This window comes from Borborobacter arsenicus (assembly GCF_003934165.1).
In the GTDB taxonomy this organism is placed as follows: Bacteria; Pseudomonadota; Alphaproteobacteria; order Rhizobiales; family Rhizobiaceae; genus Pseudaminobacter; species Pseudaminobacter arsenicus.
The window spans coordinates 20,279-38,459 of sequence record NZ_RKST01000021.1; the positions used below are offsets into that span (position 1 = coordinate 20,279).

18 protein-coding genes are annotated in these 18,181 nt (G+C 63.5%); 8 read left to right on the plus strand and 10 right to left on the minus strand.

Annotated elements, in window-relative coordinates; genetic code table 11:
• Positions 1–5: 5 nt before the first annotated feature.
• Positions 6–1,055 carry an L-glyceraldehyde 3-phosphate reductase gene (gene mgrA, locus EET67_RS20525; protein ID WP_128628082.1) on the plus strand — a complete coding sequence of 350 codons (1,050 nt, stop codon included), beginning with the start codon at positions 6–8 and terminating at the stop codon, positions 1,053–1,055.
• Positions 1,056–1,209: 154 nt separating this feature from the next.
• Here mgrA and EET67_RS20530 read toward each other — a convergent pair whose 3' ends face one another.
• Together EET67_RS20530 and EET67_RS20535 are read right to left on the minus strand one after the other, a co-directional pair.
• Positions 1,210–2,802 (minus strand): peptide chain release factor 3, encoded by a 1,593-nt coding sequence (locus EET67_RS20530; RefSeq protein ID WP_128628083.1) that lies wholly within the window; start codon positions 2,800–2,802, stop codon positions 1,210–1,212.
• 69 nt (positions 2,803–2,871) lie between these two features.
• Positions 2,872–3,120 (minus strand): DUF6356 family protein, encoded by a 249-nt coding sequence (locus tag EET67_RS20535; RefSeq protein ID WP_128628084.1) that lies wholly within the window; start codon positions 3,118–3,120, stop codon positions 2,872–2,874.
• Positions 3,121–3,222: 102 nt separating this feature from the next.
• Here EET67_RS20535 and EET67_RS20540 point away from each other — a divergent pair, with 102 nt between their 5' ends.
• From EET67_RS20540 to EET67_RS20555, 4 genes are all read left to right on the plus strand, one after another.
• Positions 3,223–3,693 (plus strand): Lrp/AsnC family transcriptional regulator, encoded by a 471-nt coding sequence (locus EET67_RS20540; RefSeq protein ID WP_128628085.1) that lies wholly within the window; start codon positions 3,223–3,225, stop codon positions 3,691–3,693.
• A gap of 56 nt (positions 3,694–3,749) precedes the next feature.
• Entirely contained in the window at positions 3,750–4,223 is a 474-nt protein-coding gene (gene dut / locus EET67_RS20545) for a dUTP diphosphatase (protein ID WP_128628086.1), read from the plus strand.
• A gap of 135 nt (positions 4,224–4,358) precedes the next feature.
• Complete coding sequence (locus EET67_RS20550) at positions 4,359–5,168, plus strand: isocitrate lyase/PEP mutase family protein (RefSeq protein ID WP_128628087.1); 810 nt, start codon at positions 4,359–4,361, stop codon at positions 5,166–5,168.
• Positions 5,165–6,172: a proline racemase family protein gene (locus EET67_RS20555; RefSeq protein ID WP_128628088.1), complete on the plus strand. Its 1,008-nt coding sequence runs from the start codon at positions 5,165–5,167 to the stop codon at positions 6,170–6,172. Before EET67_RS20550 ends, EET67_RS20555 begins: the two co-directional genes overlap by 4 nt.
• On the opposite strand, the gene EET67_RS20560 is transcribed toward EET67_RS20555, so the two are convergent.
• The 4 genes from EET67_RS20560 to rimM all read right to left on the minus strand — a co-directional run bounded on the left by EET67_RS20560 (position 6,103) and on the right by rimM (position 9,013).
• Complete coding sequence (locus tag EET67_RS20560) at positions 6,103–6,876, minus strand: sulfate transporter family protein (protein ID WP_128628089.1); 774 nt, start codon at positions 6,874–6,876, stop codon at positions 6,103–6,105. The genes EET67_RS20555 and EET67_RS20560 overlap by 70 nt on opposite strands.
• Positions 6,877–7,015: 139 nt before the next feature.
• Positions 7,016–7,552 (minus strand): 50S ribosomal protein L19, encoded by a 537-nt coding sequence (rplS, locus tag EET67_RS20565; protein ID WP_128628090.1) that lies wholly within the window; start codon positions 7,550–7,552, stop codon positions 7,016–7,018.
• A gap of 190 nt (positions 7,553–7,742) precedes the next feature.
• Complete coding sequence (gene trmD / locus EET67_RS20570; protein WP_128628091.1) at positions 7,743–8,468, minus strand: tRNA (guanosine(37)-N1)-methyltransferase TrmD; 726 nt, start codon at positions 8,466–8,468, stop codon at positions 7,743–7,745.
• Positions 8,465–9,013 (minus strand): ribosome maturation factor RimM, encoded by a 549-nt coding sequence (gene rimM / locus EET67_RS20575; RefSeq protein ID WP_128628092.1) that lies wholly within the window; start codon positions 9,011–9,013, stop codon positions 8,465–8,467. Before rimM ends, trmD begins: the two co-directional genes overlap by 4 nt.
• A gap of 67 nt (positions 9,014–9,080) precedes the next feature.
• Here rimM and EET67_RS20580 point away from each other — a divergent pair, with 67 nt between their 5' ends.
• The 3 genes from EET67_RS20580 (at position 9,081) to EET67_RS20590 (ending at position 11,722) form a co-directional block, all read left to right on the plus strand.
• The gene (locus EET67_RS20580; protein WP_128628093.1) at positions 9,081–10,019 is read left to right on the plus strand and encodes a tyrosine recombinase XerC; all 939 of its coding nucleotides are present in this window, start codon (positions 9,081–9,083) and stop codon (positions 10,017–10,019) included.
• Positions 10,020–10,082: 63 nt separating this feature from the next.
• Complete coding sequence (locus EET67_RS20585; RefSeq protein ID WP_128628094.1) at positions 10,083–11,147, plus strand: TraB/GumN family protein; 1,065 nt, start codon at positions 10,083–10,085, stop codon at positions 11,145–11,147.
• 98 nt (positions 11,148–11,245) lie between these two features.
• Positions 11,246–11,722 (plus strand): hypothetical protein, encoded by a 477-nt coding sequence (locus EET67_RS20590; RefSeq protein ID WP_210211147.1) that lies wholly within the window; start codon positions 11,246–11,248, stop codon positions 11,720–11,722.
• A gap of 95 nt (positions 11,723–11,817) precedes the next feature.
• Here EET67_RS20590 and lpdA read toward each other — a convergent pair whose 3' ends face one another.
• The 4 genes from lpdA to EET67_RS20610 all read right to left on the minus strand — a co-directional run bounded on the left by lpdA (position 11,818) and on the right by EET67_RS20610 (position 18,086).
• On the minus strand, positions 11,818–13,224 hold the full coding sequence (gene lpdA / locus EET67_RS20595; protein WP_128628095.1) for a dihydrolipoyl dehydrogenase: 1,407 nt from the start codon (positions 13,222–13,224) through the stop codon (positions 11,818–11,820).
• A gap of 66 nt (positions 13,225–13,290) precedes the next feature.
• Complete coding sequence (locus EET67_RS20600; RefSeq protein ID WP_128628096.1) at positions 13,291–13,767, minus strand: hypothetical protein; 477 nt, start codon at positions 13,765–13,767, stop codon at positions 13,291–13,293.
• A 26-nt stretch (positions 13,768–13,793) separates the two neighbouring features.
• Positions 13,794–15,065: a 2-oxoglutarate dehydrogenase complex dihydrolipoyllysine-residue succinyltransferase gene (gene odhB, locus EET67_RS20605; protein WP_128628097.1), complete on the minus strand. Its 1,272-nt coding sequence runs from the start codon at positions 15,063–15,065 to the stop codon at positions 13,794–13,796.
• Between the two features lie 30 nt (positions 15,066–15,095).
• The gene (locus EET67_RS20610; protein WP_128628098.1) at positions 15,096–18,086 is read right to left on the minus strand and encodes a 2-oxoglutarate dehydrogenase E1 component; all 2,991 of its coding nucleotides are present in this window, start codon (positions 18,084–18,086) and stop codon (positions 15,096–15,098) included.
• Positions 18,087–18,181 lie beyond the last annotated feature (95 nt).

The window sequence follows — 18,181 nt, forward strand, 5'->3', positions numbered from 1 at the left end:
ATGACATGACCTGGCACCCGGCCGAAAACCGCTATGAAACCATGCGCTACAATCGCTGCGGGCGCTCCGGGCTGAAATTGCCGGCGATCTCGCTCGGTCTCTGGCACAATTTCGGCGAGGACACGCCGCATCGCACCAAACGGGCGATCTGCCGCAAGGCCTTCGATCTCGGCATCACCCATTTCGACCTCGCCAACAATTATGGCCCGCCCCCCGGTTCGGCCGAAAGGGCGTTCGGCGAGATATTGCGTACCGATTTTTCGGGCTATCGCGACCAGCTCATCATCTCGACCAAGGCCGGCTATGACATGTGGCCCGGCCCCTATGGCGAATGGGGCAGCCGCAAATATCTTCTCGCCAGCCTCGACCAGAGCCTGAGGCGCATGGGGCTCGACTATGTCGACATCTTCTATTCGCACCGTTTCGACCCCGAAACGCCGCTGGAAGAAACGATGATGGCGCTGGACCAGGCGGTGCGCTCGGGCAAGGCGCTTTATGCCGGCATCTCGTCTTACAATTCCCAGCGCACCCGCGAGGCGGCCGACATTCTGAAGAGCCTCGGTACGCCCTGCCTGATCCACCAGCCCAGCTATTCCATGCTCAATCGCTGGGTCGAGGACGACGGCCTGCTCGATACGCTCGACGGGCTCGGCATCGGCTCGATCGTGTTTTCGCCGCTGGCGCAGGGCATGTTGACGACGAAATATCTGGGCGGCATCCCCGAGGACAGCCGCGCCGCACAGGCAAAATCGCTGCGCCAGGAATTCCTCAGCGATTCCACGCTCGCCAATATAAGAGCTCTCAACGCCATTGCCGAAAGGCGCGGCCAGACGCTGGCGCAGATGGCGCTGGCCTGGGTACTGCGCAACGGCCGGGTCACCTCCGCGCTGATCGGCGCCAGCCGTCCCGAACAGGTCGAGGATTGCGTCGGCGCGCTGAACAAGCTTGATTTCAGCGAGGCCGAACTCGCCGAAATCGACCGCTTCGCCCGCGATGCCAATATCAATATCTGGGCCCGCTCGGCCGAGCGGGAGGGACCGGCACGGAAAAAGTAGAGCGAAGACGGCTAGCACCTTACCCTCCCCTGGATGGGGAGGGTCGATCCGCCACGCGGATCGGGGTGGGGTGGCAATAGCCAGTGCGCGAAAGCGCGGGATCACCCTCACCCGCCGCTACACGGCAACCTCCCCTATCGAGGGGGAGGTAGGCTCACGCCGCCTTGTCGCGCACCTGATAGTCCTTGATCGTGGCGAAGCGGATCGCCTTCCAGCGCTCGGCCTCGTAATTCAGCGAGAACTCGTGTTGGGCGAGGAACACCGGATCATCATCCAGATCGCGGGCAATATCGCCGCGATGCGCCTCGATGAAGCGATGCACATCGGCCGCATCGTCGGCGCTGATCCAGCGGCAGATCGAAAAGCGCGCCACCTCGAAATCGACCGGCAGGCCGTATTCGACATTGAGGCGCTCTTTCAGCACGTCGAGCTGGAGAGCGCCGACCACGCCGACGATGGCCGGCGAGCCGTCTTCAGGCTGGAACAGTTGCACCACGCCCTCCTCGGCCATCTGGTGCAGCGCTTCCTTCAGCTTCTTTGCCTTCATCGCATCGCCCAACCGCACCCGCCGCAGGATTTCCGGCGCAAAATTCGGCACCCCGCGGAACAGTATCTCCTCGCCCTCGGTCAGCGTGTCGCCGATGCGCAGCGTGCCATGGTTGGGGATGCCCACGACGTCACCTGCATATGCCTCATCCGCCGTTATCCGCGAGCGGGCGAAGAAGAATTGCGGCGCCGACAGGCTCATCGGCTTGCCGGTGCGCACCAGCTTGGCCTTCATGCCGCGCTCCAGCTTGCCGGAACAGACCCGCACGAAGGCGATGCGGTCACGATGGTTGGGGTCCATATTGGCTTGGATCTTGAAGACGAAGGAGGTCATCTTCTCCTCCGTCGCCTCGACCTTGCGGCTGTCGGCCTCCTGCGCGCGCGGCGCCGGCCCGAAGGCGCCGAGCGCCTCGATCAGGTCGCGCACGCCATAATTGCGCAGCGCCGAGCCAAAATAGACCGGGGTGAGATGGCCCTGGCGGAAGGCTTCGAGGTCGAAGGGCCGGCAGGCCTCGCGCGCCAGCTCCAGCTCCTCGATGAAGGCCGGGCGGTCATTGGCGGGCAGAAGCCCGGCGGCGCGGTTGGAATCCGGACCGTGGACCGGCGTGCGCTCGACCTCGGCGTCGCCGCGCCGCACCGCGTTTTCGGCCAGATGATAGGTGCCGGCAAAGGTCTTGCCCTGCCCGATCGGCCAGGTGATCGGCGCCGTGTCCAGCGCCAGCTTCTGCTCGATCTCGTCGAGTATCTCGAAAGTGTCGCGCGCCTCGCGGTCCATCTTGTTAACGAAGGTGACGATCGGGATGTCGCGCAGCCGGCAGACCTCGAACAGCTTCAGCGTGCGCGGCTCGATGCCGCGCGCCGCGTCGATGACCATGACGGCGCTATCAACCGCTGATAGCGTTCGATACGTGTCGTCGGCAAAGTCCTCATGACCCGGCGTGTCGAGCAGATTGAAGACATTGTCGCCATATTCGAAGGTCATCACCGAGGTGACGACCGAAATGCCGCGCTCGCGCTCGATCTTCATCCAGTCGGAGCGCGTCTGGATCTTGTCCTTCTTGGCCTTGACCTCACCGGCGAGCTGGATGGCGCCGCCGAACAGCAGCAGCTTTTCGGTCAGCGTGGTCTTGCCGGCGTCCGGGTGCGCGATGATCGCGAAGGTGCGGCGGCGGGCGACCGCCTGCTTGATAGTCTCGGCCATGTCGTGAAGTCCTTTTCCGCGCCGGCTTTTACCAGCGCGCGGCCGAACTGTCGAACAGGAATTGGATGGTCAGGCGCGCTCGGCAGATGCATGGGTGGCAGCGGCCGACGCGCCGCGATTATGCGTCCGCTCATAGAGCTGGCGCACGGTGCGGCTTGCCGTCGTCTCGCATAAGAACGGCAGGACGGCATGGATGAGCGCTGCGAAGGCAGCCACGAACAGCCGACCAGAGAATTTTCCGGCAAAGGCCATGTGCTCGAAATAGGTCTCGTCGACGGCAGCCGGATGAGCGGTGAAGAGCTTGGCGATGCGGTTCATCTGATTCCCCTTTTTCCAATGGTAGGAATCTCGCCCGAAGTCGCCGCGACTTTATCCCAAATGATCCTTACTTTCAGGAGATATGCGGGATACCATACCAATATGAGCGTTAATCTCGATACGGTTGATCGAAGACTCCTGGCCGAACTGCAGCGCGACGGCACGCTGTCGGTCGATCAGTTGTCGGAGCGGGTCGGCCTTTCCCGCAACGCTTGTTGGCGGCGGGTCAAGCGGCTGGAGGAGGACGGCATCATCACCGGGCGGGTGGCGCTGGTCGATGCCGACAAGCTTGGCCTGGGGCTTTCGGTCATCATATTGGTGCGTACTTCCAACCATGATCCGCATTGGCTGGCTAGGTTCCGCGATGCGGTCGTCTCCTTCCCCGAGATCACCGGCGTCTATCGCATGTCGGGCGACCTCGACTATGTGCTGCGGGCGCGCGTTGCCGACGTGAAGGCCTATGACCGGCTTTACCAGCGGCTAATCGCCAAGGTGCCGCTGACGGATGTCTCCGCCTCTTTCGTCATGGAGGAGATCAAGGACACAACGGTCGTTCCGGTGGAAATTCGCTGACAGGCAGCGACTGTGCGATTGACGAAACAGCGTCTGATGGCCGATAGAACGCGGCCATGAAAGCGGCTTCGAAAATCACCCCCTCACTCGGCATCGTGCGACTTCCACATAGCGATGGGCTCGACCTGCCCGCCTATGAGACGGCGGGTGCCGCCGGCATGGATTTGCGCGCGGCAGTGCCGGAAGACCGGCCATTGCTGATCCTGCCTGGACGGCGGGCACTGGTGCCGACCGGCCTTATCTTCGAAATACCGGCAGGCTTCGAAGGCCAGGTCCGCCCGCGCTCGGGTCTAGCGCTCAAGCACGGCGTCACCTGCCTTAACACGCCCGGCACGATCGACAGCGACTATCGCGGCGAGGTCAAGGTCCTGCTCATCAATCTTGGCGATGAGGACTTTTCGGTGACCCGCGGCATGCGGATTGCCCAGATCGTGTTTGCCCCCGTCACCCAATTGCCGATCGTGGAGCAAAGCCTTGCCGCCGCCACCACGCGCGGTTCCGGCGGCTTCGGTTCGACCGGCAGCCATTGAGGACGAAATCAGCGCCCGTCATTTGATGTCAGGAGCACAAACCCGCCATCGATAAGGCCAGCCTGAATTGGGTTTGCCGCGCCTCTCGGGCCGGCGTAGGATCGGCCGAAATCCACTCGGGCTGAGGTTGTTGCGATGGACAAGGGCGCGATATTCCGCAAACTCCACGAGGCGCCGGGCGCCTTCGTCATTCCCAACCCATGGGATGTCGGCACGGCAAAGCTGCTCGCCTCATTCGGCTTCAAGGCGCTGGCCACCACCAGCGCCGGCTTTGCCTTTTCCCACGGCCTGCCGGATGGCGGCGTCCCCTTCGACATGATGATTTCGCATTGCAAGGCGGTGGTGGGGGCGAGCGACCTGCCGGTTTCGGCCGATCTCGAACGCGGCAAGGGCGACAGTCCCGAAAGTGCCGGCGAAACCATCTTTGCTGCGCAGGCGGCAGGGCTCGCCGGATGCTCGATCGAGGACTATACGGACGATCCGTCGAATCCGATCTATGATTTTTCACTCGCGGTCGAACGTGTTGCAGCCGCAGCCGAGGCCGCCCGCGCCCTGCATAACGACTTCGTCCTGACTGCGCGCGCGGAAAATTTCCTGCATGGCCGCCCCGATCTCGACGACACAATTGCCCGGTTGCAGGCCTTCGAGCAGGCGGGCGCCGACGTGCTCTATGCGCCGGGGCTCAGTGACCTCGCGACGGTTCGCAAGGTCTGCTCGGCGCTCTCCAAACCGGTGAATGTGCTGGCGATCCCCGGTTTCACCGTGGCCGCGCTTGCCGATGCGGGCGCAAGCCGCATCTCGCTCGGCTCCAAGCTCACCACCTATGCCTTCGGGATGCTGCAGCGGGCCTCGCACGAAATGCTCGACCAGGGAACGTTCGAATTCTCGCGCGACTGCATGCCATATGGCATGCTTCAAGACATGTTCTCCCCGGATAACGCATGAACGCCGCCGCTCTTACCGTCACCGACATGCATACGGGAGGCGAACCGCTTCGGATCGTCACCGGCGGCTACCCGCCGATACCCTCCGGCACGATCCTGGAAAAGCGCGCCTATGTGCGCGAGCACCTCGACCATTTGCGCAAAATCCTGATCTTCGAGCCGCGCGGCCACTACGACATGTATGGCGCGCTGCTGGTCGAGCCGAACCTGCCCGGCGCCGACCTCGCCGTGCTGTTCATGCATAATGAGGGCTATTCCACCATGTGTGGTCATGCCGTCATCGCGCTTGGCCGCTACGCCATCGACCAGGGGCTGGTGCCGGCGCGCGAGCCGGTGACAACGGTCAATATCGAATGCCCCTGCGGCATGGTAACGGCCTCCGTCGAGGTGAAGGACGGCAAGACCGGTGCTGTCTCCTTCGAAAGCGTCCCGGCCTTCCTATTCGCACGAGACCTGCAGATCGAATTGCCCAGCCACGGCCTTGTCACCTACGACATCGCCTATGGCGGCGCCTTCTACGCGCTGGCCGATTGCCGCCAGTTCGGGCTGGAATTCGGCCGCAGCCGGGCGCGCGACTTCGTCGATGCCGCAACCGCCGTGACAGAGCGGGTGAAGCGGGATGTTGCGCTCACCCATCCCGATCATGACGATCTTGCCTTTCTCTACGGAACGATCCTGACTGACGGCAAGGACGTGTTCTCCGACGAACCGGCATGCAATGTCTGCGTCTTCGCGCAAGCCGAGGTCGACCGTTCGCCGACCGGATCGGGCGTCACCGCGCGGCTCGCGGCAATGCACGCCAAGGGCCAGATCGGGCTCGACCAGACCCGGACGTTCGAAAGCATCGTCGGTTCGCGCTTTTCCGGATCGGTGGCGAGGGCGGCGAAAGCCGGCGGGCGTGACGCCATCATCGCACGCGTGGGCGGACGCGCCTACTATTCCGGCAAGGCCGAATTCGTCGTCGAGGCCGATGACGAGTTGGGACGCGGCTTCCTGGTAACCTGACCGGCGTCGTCCCGTGCCGAGATCATCTTGTGCAGATGCACCATCATGGCTGCAGCGAAAAGCGGCGTCAGCAGGTTGACCAGTGGCACCGACAGGAGTGCCGCAATAACCAGCCCGGCCAGGAAGACCGTGCCGGCATGCTTTCGCCGCAACGCCTTGGCCTCAGCTTCCGGCCGGAAGCGCATGGCAGCGAATTCGAAGAACTCGCGGCCGAGCAGGTAGGCATTGACGACGAAGAACGCGGCGATGTTGACGCCCGGAACGAACAGCAACAGTAGCGCGAAGAGATTGGCGAGGATGACGACGCCGAAGAATTTCAGCGACATGACCAGCGCCGCAAACGCCGGCAGCGCGCTGCCCGGCTGATCATCGGGATAGGTCTCGCTCTCGACCCGCTCGGCGATATCGTCCAGGAACAGCCCGGCAACGATGGCCGTGACAGGGGCCACCAGAAAGGCCAGGGCCAGCGCAAGCACCATGCCGAACAGGATGGCTGCAATCAGGCTGATCCACCCGGCCCATTCGGGAAAGCCCGGCAGCAGTACGTCGATCCATGGCAACGCCAGCGTATCGAAGACCCACCGCAATCCGAACCACAGTGCAATCAGCCCCAGGATAGTCAGGCCGATCGACTTGAACAGCACCTGGCGGAAGGGCGGCGACAGCACCTGGCCGGCAGCGGCGCGTGCGGCTTCAAGGATCATTCCGTCTCTCCACAGCCGGGCGGGTCGGTTCTCATATCGGGATGATGACCGGCCAGCCCCGAACTTGTCAAAGGGATCAGAAAAAACAAAAACCCGCCGAAGGCATCGGCGGGTTTTGCTGATTGGAGTTCCGCGAAGCTTATTCGGCGGACGCTTCGGCCGCCTTTGCAGCCTCCTCGGCAGCCTTCTTTTCGGCGGCTTCCTGGGCGGCCTTCTCGGCAGCCAGCGCCTCGGCGGCGGCAACGCGCTCGGCCTCGGTGCGGGCCTTTTCGGCGTTCAGCGCATCGCGCTCGGCTTCATTGAGCTTGCGGGCGCGCACGCCGGTGTTTTCCGAAATGCGGGCCGACTTGCCGCGGCGGTCGCGCAGGTAATAGAGCTTGGCGCGGCGCACCTTGCCGCGACGCACGATCTCGACGCCTTCGACCATCGGCGAATAGACCGGGAACACGCGCTCCACGCCTTCGCCGTAGGAAATCTTGCGGACCGTGAAATTCTCCTGGAAGCCCGAGCCCGAGCGCGCGATCACCACGCCCTCATAGGCCTGCACGCGGGTGCGGGTGCCTTCGGTGACGCGCACCAGCACGCGCACGGTGTCGCCGGGCTGGAATTCGGGAAGCGTGCGCTTCGCTTCGATCTTGGCGGCCTGTTCGGCTTCGATCTGACGGATGATATCCATCGCAATAACCTCTTCTTGCTTCTCAACAGCCAGAGCGCCCAGCGCTCACCCTTCAGTTCCACGACCGCTGGGCTATGCCTTTCTTCTCACCTGAGAAGCCGAGGCAGGGGCGGATTCACCATCTTTCATTGACGGGTCCGGAAATCGTTTCCGGTTGCGAGCGCGCACATACACGCTTCTGAAGCGCTTGTCACGCCTCGGGGGCGTTCTTTTTGCCGCTTGCCGCCTGCTCGCGCCCGGAAAGCAGGTCGGGTCGGCGTTCCTGCGTCAGTTTCAGCGCCTGCTCGCGCCGCCAGGCGGCGATTTTCGCATGATTCCCCGAAATCAGCACGTCGGGGATGGGCCGGCCCTCGAATTCCTGCGGTCGCGTATAATGCGGATGCTCAAGCAGGCCGTTCTCAAAGCTTTCCTCGTCACCGGAGGCGTCATTGCCCATGACGCCCGGCAGCAGGCGCACCACCGCATCGAGCAGCACGAGTGCTGCCGGCTCGCCCCCCGAGAGGATGAAATCGCCGATCGAGACTTCCTCCAGCCCGCGCGCCTCGATCACCCGCTGGTCGACGCCCTCGAAGCGGCCGCATAGGATGACCGCGCCCGGCCCGGCCGCCAGTTCGCGCACCCGCGCCTGCGTCAATGGCCGGCCGCGCGGACTCATCAGCAGAAGCGGACGCGGATCGCCCTGCGGCGCGGCATGGTCGATCGCCTTGGCCAGGATGTCTGCGCGCATCACCATCCCCGCCCCGCCGCCGGCCGGCGTATCGTCCACCGTCCGGTGCCGGTCGGTGGCGAAATCGCGGATCTGCACGGCCTCCAGCGACCAGACCCCCGCCTCCAGCGCGCGGCCGGCAAGAGACAGGCCGAGCGCGCCGGGAAACATCTCCGGATAGAGCGTCAGCACGCTGGCGCGGAAGCTCATTGCCCGCCTCCGGTTTCTTCGTCTTCCTCGTCCTCGACCAGTCCGGCCGCAACGCTGTCGATCTGCACGAAGCCCGCCGCGACATCGACCTGGGGAACTGCGGCGCGCGTGAAGGGGATCGGCACGCCCTTGCGGCCCTGATGGGTGATCTCCAGAATATCGCCGCCGCCGAAATTCTGCACCGCCGTCACCGTGCCGATAGCGGCGCCGGTCTCGTCCCGCACCTCCAGCCCGATAAGGTCGGCGTGATAAAAATCGTCCTCGTCGTCCTCCTCCGGCAGGGCGGAGCGCTCGATGAAAAGCTCCGTGCCATTGAGTGCTTCGGCAGCATTGCGATCATTCACGCCCTTGAGGCGCACGACCACCACCGTATTGGCCGGCCTGATATCGACGATCTCGAATATCCGGCCATCGCGGGCATGGAGCGGACCATAGTCGCCCAATACCAGCGGATCAGCCGTAAAGGTCTTGACGCGCAACTCGCCCCTGACGCCGTGGGGCGCACCGATCACGGCCAGTTGGACAGGGTTTTCAAGCTTGGGCATGCGCGCTTCACTGGTTGCTAACTTCGATCAATCAATACTGACTTATTCAATTGCGTGATGGCTGCCAATGCAGGAATTCCTCATCTCGGTGAAACCCGATCTCCAGTCGGCACGGGAAAACTGGTTGAAGATGCTCGCAACGGAGCGCCGGGTTTCGGCGCTGACCGTGGAGGCCTATGAGCGCGACACGCGCCAGTTCTTCCAGTTCCTGACCGGCCATATCGGCGGACCGGCCGGAATTGCCGACATCAGGGAGCTTCGCCCGGCCGATCTGCGATCCTTTCTCGCCTTCCGCCGTACCAATGGAGCCGGCGCGCGCACGCTGGGGCGCGGGCTTGCCGGCATCCGCTCCTTTCTGCATTTCCTCGAACGGCGCGGATTGGCCAATGCCGCCGGGGCTGCGGCGCTGCGTGCTCCGCGCCAGCCGAAATCGCTGCCCAAGCCGTTGACCGCCATTGACGCCCGCCGCGTGGTTTCCGGCGACGAGCAGCTTGCCGAGGAGCCCTGGATCGCCGCCCGCAACGCCGCAGTGCTGATCCTGCTCTATGGCGCGGGGCTGCGCATTTCCGAAGCGCTTGCGCTCACGGGCGCGGATTTGTCCGATCCTGGCGATACGGTGCTGCGCATCACCGGCAAGGGTGGCAAGACGAGGCTGGTGCCCGTCCTTGCCGTTGCTTTCCAAGCGGTCGCCGAATATCGCCGGCTCTGTCCCTTTGCCATCGCGCCCGATACGCTGCTGTTTCGCGGCGCGCGCGGCGGATCGCTCAACCCGGCGATCATCCAGCGCGACATGCGCAAGCTGCGCTCAGCGCTCAACCTGCCCGACACCGCCACGCCGCATGCGCTTCGCCACTCCTTCGCCACCCATCTGCTGGGCCGGGGCGGCGATTTGCGCACCATCCAGGAGCTTCTTGGCCATGCCAGCCTGTCGACCACGCAGGTCTATACCGGCATTGACACCGCAAGGCTGCTCGACATTTACGAGAAGGCTCATCCTCGCGCCTGATCCGGTGCAATTTATCGGCCCCGATTAACCGTTTTGCCGCTTTTTGCTTCTAGGCTTCCGGCCATGAAACGTGTCCTTGCCATCGCCGACCGCACCGCCACGACCGCGCTTGCCCTTATGGTGGCGCTGAACCTGCTTTTCCTCGTCTCTTTCGTGGTCGTGGCTTTCATGGCCACCAGCCAGGCGCGGGCCGATGACGTGCCGGCCTGCACCGGCAGCGACCTGCTGGCAGGTCTCCAGCAAAGCGATCCGGCATTGTTCGACAAAATCAAGGCGGAGGCAGAGGCGACGCCCAACGGCAAGGGCCTGCTGTGGAAGGTCGAGAAGCCGGGACAGGCGCCGTCCTTCCTGTTCGGCACCATGCACATGACCGATCCGCGCGTCGTCTCGCTGACGCCGGCGGCAAAACAGGCCTTCGACACGGCCGGCACGGTGGTGATCGAGACCACGGAAATCCTCGACCAGAGCAAGATGATGGCTGCGATCATGCGCGAGCCGGAACTGACCATGTTCACCGACGACACCACATTGATGTCGTTATTGTCGCCGCAGGATGCCGAAATGGTGAGGAAGGCGCTCGACGCACGCGGCATTCCAGCCGACAGCGTCGCCAAGATGAAACCGTGGATGCTTTCGGCCATGGTGGCGCTTCCGGCCTGCGAACTGGCCCGCAAGGCCGGCGGCGCGCCGGTGCTCGACATAAAGCTTGCCGAAGACGCAAAGGCGGCCGGAAAGTCGCTGGAGGGGCTGGAAACGATCGCCGACCAGCTGCGCGCCATGGCTTCGCTGCCGCTCGCCTTCCACATGGACGGGCTGGTGGAAACGCTGAAGCTCGGCAAGCGCATGGACGATGTGGTCGAAACCATGATCGTGCTCTATGGCAGCGGCGAGACCGGCATGATCTGGCCTCTCTTCGACGCCGTGCTGCCGAGCGACGGCGAGGACGGCTATGCGGCCTTCGAGGAAACCATGATCACCGCACGCAACCGCGTCATGGCCGAGCGGGCGGGTCCTATCCTGGCACGCGGCAATGCTTTCGTCGCGGTGGGTGCTCTGCATCTGCCCGGCGCCGACGGCCTCGTCGAATTGCTGCGCAAGCAGGGCTACACGCTGACAGCTTCAAACTGAGCGCCCCACTGCCTTAATGTGGCGTGCATCACTTTACCCCGATGAAACCTAAACGGGACTGATGCGTTCAATGTCGGTGCAACTGACGGAGAACCATCATGGCCAACCCCGATCGCGTTCCGGATCCGCGCCTCAATGATCCGCTGAATCCCATGCCGCCGGCTGGCAGCGATCCTGCCGATCCGCGGCTCAATCCGGCCAATGCACAACCCGGCGGCCCTGATAACCGCGTGGTCGTCCAATCCAATCGCGGCTCAAGCGTATTGATCGCCGCCGTTGTGCTGATCCTGGCAATAATCGCCTATTTCCTGTTTGTTCCGGGCGGCACCGATACCACCAGCGTCCCTCCGGGTGAGCAGCCGACAGCAACCGAGCCGGCAACTCCGGCGCCCGATACCACGGCACCAGCAACGCCAGCGCCTGATGCAACGGCGCCTGCGACCCCTGCTCCGGATGCAACGGCCCCGGCAGAACCGGCTCCCGCACCGGCGACGCCTGAGCCTCAATCAACGGCTCCGGCTGAGCCAGCCCCGACAGCGCCGGCCCCTGAAACGGCTCCGGCTCCGGCGCAGTAAGGACAATATCGAGAAACGGCCCCGCTTCGGCGGGCCGTTTCCGGCAAAACCGGGCTGGTCGAACAATGAGGTGGAGCAGGTACCTGCTCCACCGATCACATATGGATGGGCTTGAAGAAGGTGGCGAGCGCCGCCTCCTTGACCGCTTCCGACATGGTCGGATGGGCGTGGCAGGTGCGGGCAAGGTCCTCTGACGAGCCGCCGAATTCCATCAGCACCGCCGCTTCATGGATCATTTCGCCGGCACCGAAGCCGACGATGTGGACGCCCAGCACCCGGTCAGTTGCCTTTTCGGCCAGGATTTTCACGAAACCGTCGGTGTGCTGCATGGCACGCGCCCTTCCATTGGCGGTGAAGGGGAACTTGCCGACCTTGTAGTCGATGCCGGCCTTCTTCAGTTCTTCCTCGGTCTTGCCAACGGAGGCCACTTCGGGGCTGGTATAGACGACGCCCGGAATGACGTCGTAATTCACGTGCCCGGCCTGGCCGGCGATGATCTCGGCAACCGCCACGCCCTCGTCCTCGGCCTTGTGGGCCAGCATCGGACCGGCAACGACATCGCCGATGGCATAGATGCCGGGCACATTGGTCCGCAGATGGCCATCGGTCTTGACGCGACCGCGCTCATCAAGCGCCACGCCCGCTTCGGCCAGTCCCAGACCGTTGGTATAGGGGCTGCGGCCGGTGGCCACCAGCACCACATCTGCCTCGATCGTCTGTGCCTCGCCACCCTTGACCGGCTCGAAGGTCACCGTGGCGCCCTTCTTCGACTTGGCGACGCCGGTGACCTTGGAGCCCAGCTTGAACTCGAAGCCCTGCTTGGCCAGCATGCGCTGGAACTGTTTGGCCACCTCGCCATCCATGCCGCCGAGGATCATGTCGAGATATTCGACCACGGTGACCTTGGCCCCAAGCCGTGCCCAGACCGAGCCGAGCTCCAGCCCGATGACGCCGCCGCCGACGACCACCATCTGCGCCGGAACCTTCGCCAGTTCGAGCGCGCCGGTGGATGACACGATCACCTTTTCGTCGAAATCGACCTTGACGCCGGGAATGCCGGCAACGTCGGAACCGGTGGCAATGACGATGTTCTTCGTCTCGATCACCTGTTCCTTGCCATCCTCGCCGGTCACCGAAACCTTGCCCGCCGACAGCACCTTGCCGACACCCTGGAAGCTGTCGATCTTGTTCTTCTTGAACAGGAAGGACACGCCGTTGACATTGGCCGTCACCGTCGCGTCCTTATGCGCCATCATCTTCTTGAGATTGAGCTTCGGCTGGCCGATCTCCACGCCGAGCGCGTCGAAGGAGTGGCCTGCTTCGGCAAACATTTCGGAGGCATGCAGCAGCGCCTTCGACGGGATGCATCCGATATTGAGGCAGGTGCCGCCGAAAGTGGCGTTCTTTTCGACCACGGCCGTCTTCAGGCCAAGCTGCGCCGCCTTGATGGCGCACACATAGCCGCCGGGACCGCTACCGATAACAACGACATCATAAGCCATTTCTCATATCCCTGTTCCATGCGGCCGATGATGCCGCTGTTCCAAACATGATCCACGTCCGGCTGCTCATTCCTGGCAGCCCTGCAAGGCAAAGACATCCGCCGGCAGCATCGTCAGCCCATCCTCGCCATAGGCTGACGAATAGCGCAGCGAATAGGCGAGGTCGGGAAAGATCAGCGTCTCGGGCGCATCCGAGCGCTCGACAGGCAAAAGCCCGATCGTGCCGGATTTGTCGCTGGTATAGATGACCCCCTGCCACACCGTGCAGCTTTCAAGCTCCTCGCCGGTGACGTCGCCCTCCGGGCAGTTATAGGTGAGCATGCCGTTCGGCCGCTCGACGCCCTCGCTCCACATGACGATGCCGTCGAGCATCACGCTGTTGTCGAACACCATGCGGAAGCGGTTGGTGACGGCCACAGCCTCGCCGCGCGGCAGGAAGTCGATGCCTGCAACCTTGTCACGATCGCCATAGACGGACAGTTCCATCGGGCAGGCGGCATGGGCTGTTCCAGCGCCCAGCAGGGCAGCCGACAAAGCCATCATGCGCCCAGCCACCAAGCCTCGCGCCCTTAAAGGTCCAGAACCAGCCGCTCCGGATCTTCCAGGCTTTCCTTGACCCGTACCAGGAAGGTGACGGCTTCCTTGCCGTCAACGATGCGGTGATCATAGGAGAGCGCCAGATACATCATCGGGCGGATGACAATCTGGCCGCCGACCACCATCGGGCGCTCCTGGATCTTGTGCATGCCCAGAATGCCCGACTGCGGCGCGTTCAGGATCGGCGTCGACATCAGCGAGCCATAGACACCGCCATTGGAGATGGTGAAGGTGCCGCCCTGCATGTCAGCGACCGACAGCTTGCCGTCGCGCGCCGCGATACCCAGCCGGCCGATCTCCTTTTCGATCTCGGCGATCGACATGGCATCGGCGTCGCGCACCACCGGCACGACAAGGCCCTTGTCGGTGCCGACCGCCACGCCGATATGGGCATAGTTCTTGAAGATGATGTCGGTGCCATCGATCTCGGCATTCACTGAAGGGATTTCCTTCAGCGCATGCGTGACAGCCTTGGTGAAGAAGCCCATGAACCCAAGCTTCACGCCGTGCTTCTTCTCGAAGACGTCCTTGTATTTACTGCGCAGAGCCATCACCGCGCTCATATCCACCTCGTTGAAGGTGGTCAGCATGGCAGCGGTGCTCTGCGCTTCCTTGAGGCGGCGCGCAATCGTCTGGCGCAGCTTGGTCATGCGCACGCGCTCTTCGCGCACCTGGTCGTCAGCGGAAGACGGCGCGCGTGCTGCGGCTGGTGCGGCCGGCGCCGCAGCCGGGGCGGAAATGCCCCTTGCGACAGCATCCAGCACATCGCCCTTCAGCACCTGGCCGCGCTTGCCGCTGCCGCTCACCTGATCGACCGAGATATTGCTTTCGGCCATCAGCTTGGCCGCCGCCGGGGCCGGCGGCATCTTGCGCTCCTCGACCGGGCCTTCGCCGGCAATGCTTGCGGTCTTTTCCGCGGCCTCCTTGGTAGAGGATGCGCCCGAAGCACCGGCTGCCTGGGCCACTGCCTCCGGCTTGGCCGCAGGCTTCGACGCAGTGGCAGCAGCACCATCGGCGATCGACCCGAGCAGCGCGCTGACGCCGACGGTCTCGCCTTCCTGCGCGGTGATTTCAGCCAGCGTTCCGGCCGCCGGCGCGGGGACTTCGATCGTCACCTTGTCGGTTTCGAGTTCCACCAGCGGCTCGTCGGCCGCAATTGCATCACCCACCTTCTTGAACCACTTGCCGATGGTTGCTTCCGTGACGGATTCGCCGAGGGTCGGGACGCGGATTTCGGTAGCCATTTTCTTGCCTATCCGTTTCTGATCTGAGGGTTATTCGCCGAGCGCGTCGTCGAGGAAGGCCTGGAGCTGCGCCAGATGCTTGGACATCAGGCCGGTGGCGGGCGATGCCGCAGCGGGCCTGCCGGTATAGCGGACACGCTGATGCTTGGCCTCGATATGGGCAAGCACCCACTCCAGATAGGGATCGATGAAGGACCAGGCGCCCATGTTCTTCGGCTCTTCCTGGCACCACACCATCTCCGCATTGCGGAAACGCGACAGTTCGGTGATCAGCGCCTTGGCCGGGAACGGGTAGAGCTGTTCGACGCGCAGCAGATAGATATCGTTGATGCCGCGCTTCTCACGCTCCTCGTAGAGGTCGTAATAGACCTTGCCCGAGCACAGCACGACGCGCCTGATCTTGGAGTCACGAGCCAGCTTGACCGTGTCCTTGCCCGGATATTGCGCATCGTCCCACAGCAGGCGGTGGAACGAGCTCTCGCCCGACAGCTCGGCAATGGTCGACACCGCCCGCTTGTGGCGCAGCAGCGACTTGGGCGTCATCAGGATCAGCGGCTTGCGGAAGTCGCGCTTCAGCTGGCGGCGCAATATGTGGAAATAGTTAGCCGGCGTCGAGCAGTTCGCGACCTGCATATTGTCCTCGGCGCAAAGCTGCAGGAAGCGTTCGAGGCGAGCCGACGAATGCTCCGGTCCCTGGCCCTCATAGCCATGCGGCAGCAGGCACACCAGGCCGGACATTCTGAGCCATTTGCGCTCGCCCGACGAGATGAACTGGTCGAACACCACCTGCGCGCCGTTGGCGAAGTCGCCGAACTGCGCTTCCCACAAGGTCAGCGCCTTCGGGTCGGCCAGCGAATAGCCATATTCGAAGCCGAGCACCGCTTCTTCCGAGAGCATCGAATTGATGACCTCGAACGGAGCCTGGGCCGCGCTCAGATTGTTGAGCGGGATATAGCGGGTCTCGTCGCGCTGGTCATAGAGCACCGAATGGCGCTGCGAGAAGGTGCCGCGCTCCGAATCCTGGCCGGACAGGCGTACCGGATTGCCGTCGAGCAGGATCGAGCCGAAAGCCAGCGCCTCGGCCGTCGACCAGTCGATGCCTTCGCCCGAATCGATCATCTTGCGCCGCGCTTCCATGAAGCGTGCGATGGTCCTGTGCGCCTCGAAGCCTTCCGGCACTTCCGTCAGCTTCTTGCCGATCTCCTTCAGCATCTTGACCGGCATGGCGGTCTTGCCGCGCCGCTGCTCGTCCTGGTTGTCGGCGGTGCGCAGGCCCGACCACGCGCCATCCAGCCAGTCGGCCTTGTTGGGCTTGTACTGCTGGCCGATCTCCCATTCCGATTCCAGATGGGCGCGCCAGTCTGCCTTCATCCGGTCGAGGTCGCCCTGGCTGACAAGGCCTTCCGCCAGCAGCTTGTCGGCGTAGATCTGGGCCGTCGTCTTATGGGCCCGGATGTTGCGATACATGATCGGCTGCGTGAATGCCGGCTCGTCGCCTTCATTGTGGCCGAAGCGGCGATAGCAGAACATGTCGACCACCACCGGCTTGCGGAACTTCATGCGGAATTCGGTCGCCACCTTGGCCGCATAGACCACGGCTTCCGGATCGTCGCCATTCACATGGAAGATCGGCGCCTCGATCATCTTGGCCACATCCGACGGATAGGGCGAAGACCGCGAGAAGCGTGGATTGGTGGTGAAACCGATCTGGTTGTTGATGATGAAATGCAGCGTGCCGGCAACGCGGTGACCGCGCAGGCCCGACAGACCGAGGATTTCCGCGATCACGCCCTGGCCGGCGAAGGCGGCATCGCCATGCAGCAGCAGAGGCAGCACCTTGGAGCGCACCTCCAACGGCACGATCTCGTCGCGCGGCGTGCGGCCATAGAGCTGGTCCTGCTTGGCGCGGGCCTTGCCCATCACCACCGGATCGACGATCTCCAGATGCGAGGGATTGGCCGTCAGCGACAGATGCACCTTGTTGCCGTCGAATTCGCGGTCCGACGAAGCGCCGAGATGGTACTTCACGTCGCCCGAGCCCTCGACATCGTCGGGCGCATAGGAGCCGCCCTTGAATTCGTGGAAAATGGCGCGATGCGGCTTGGCCATCACCTGGGACAGCACGTTGAGGCGGCCGCGATGGGCCATGCCGAGCACGATTTCCTTTAGGCCCAGCGAGCCGCCGCGCTTGACGATCTGTTCCAGCGCCGGGATCAGCGATTCACCGCCATCCAGGCCGAAGCGCTTGGTGCCCTTGTATTTGACGTCGATGAACTGCTCGAAGCCCTCGGCTTCCACCAGCTTCTGCAGGATCGCCACCTTGCCCTCGGCGGTGAAGGCGATTCCCTTGTCCGGACCCTCGATGCGCGCCTGGATCCAGGCCTTTTCCTCAGGATCGGAAATATGCATGAACTCCACGCCGAGCGTCGAGCAATAGGTCCGCTTGAGGATCTCCAGCATCTGCCGGATGCTGCCGAATTCCAGCCCCAGCACATTGTCGAGGAAGATGGGGCGGTCGTAGTCGGCTGCGGTGAAACCGTAATTTTCCGGCGACAGTTCGTTGTAGTCCTCGAGCGGCTTGGCGATACCGAGCGGATCGAGATTGGCATGCAGATGGCCGCGCATGCGATAGGCGCGGATCATCATGATGGCATGAACAGAATCGCGGGTCGCCTGATGCACGTCCGCTTCGGTCAGCGCCACGCCCTTTGCGCTCGCCCTGTCCTTGACCTTCGTCTCGATATGCTTTTCGACCAGGCCCCAATTGCCGTCGAGCGCCGAAACCAGTTCGCCATTGGCGACCAGCGGCCAGCCGGGCTTCTTCCACGAAGCGCCCTCGGCGTTCTTCCTCACATCGCCGGCATCGTCCTTCAGCGACGCGAAGAAATCCTGCCACTGCTGGTCGACCGAAGACGGGTCCTCCTGATAGGCGGCATAAAGCGCCTCTATGTAGTCGGCATTGCCGCCATAGAGGAATGACGTCAGGGAAAATTGGTCGTTGGCCTGATCCTGTCGCGCCATCTTATCACCGGAGCCTTCAGCCCCGTCTCCTGTTTTCGGGCAGCCGGTCCTCGGCAGTCGATAATCGGTAAAGAGTCTGCTCCGACTGCCGACCG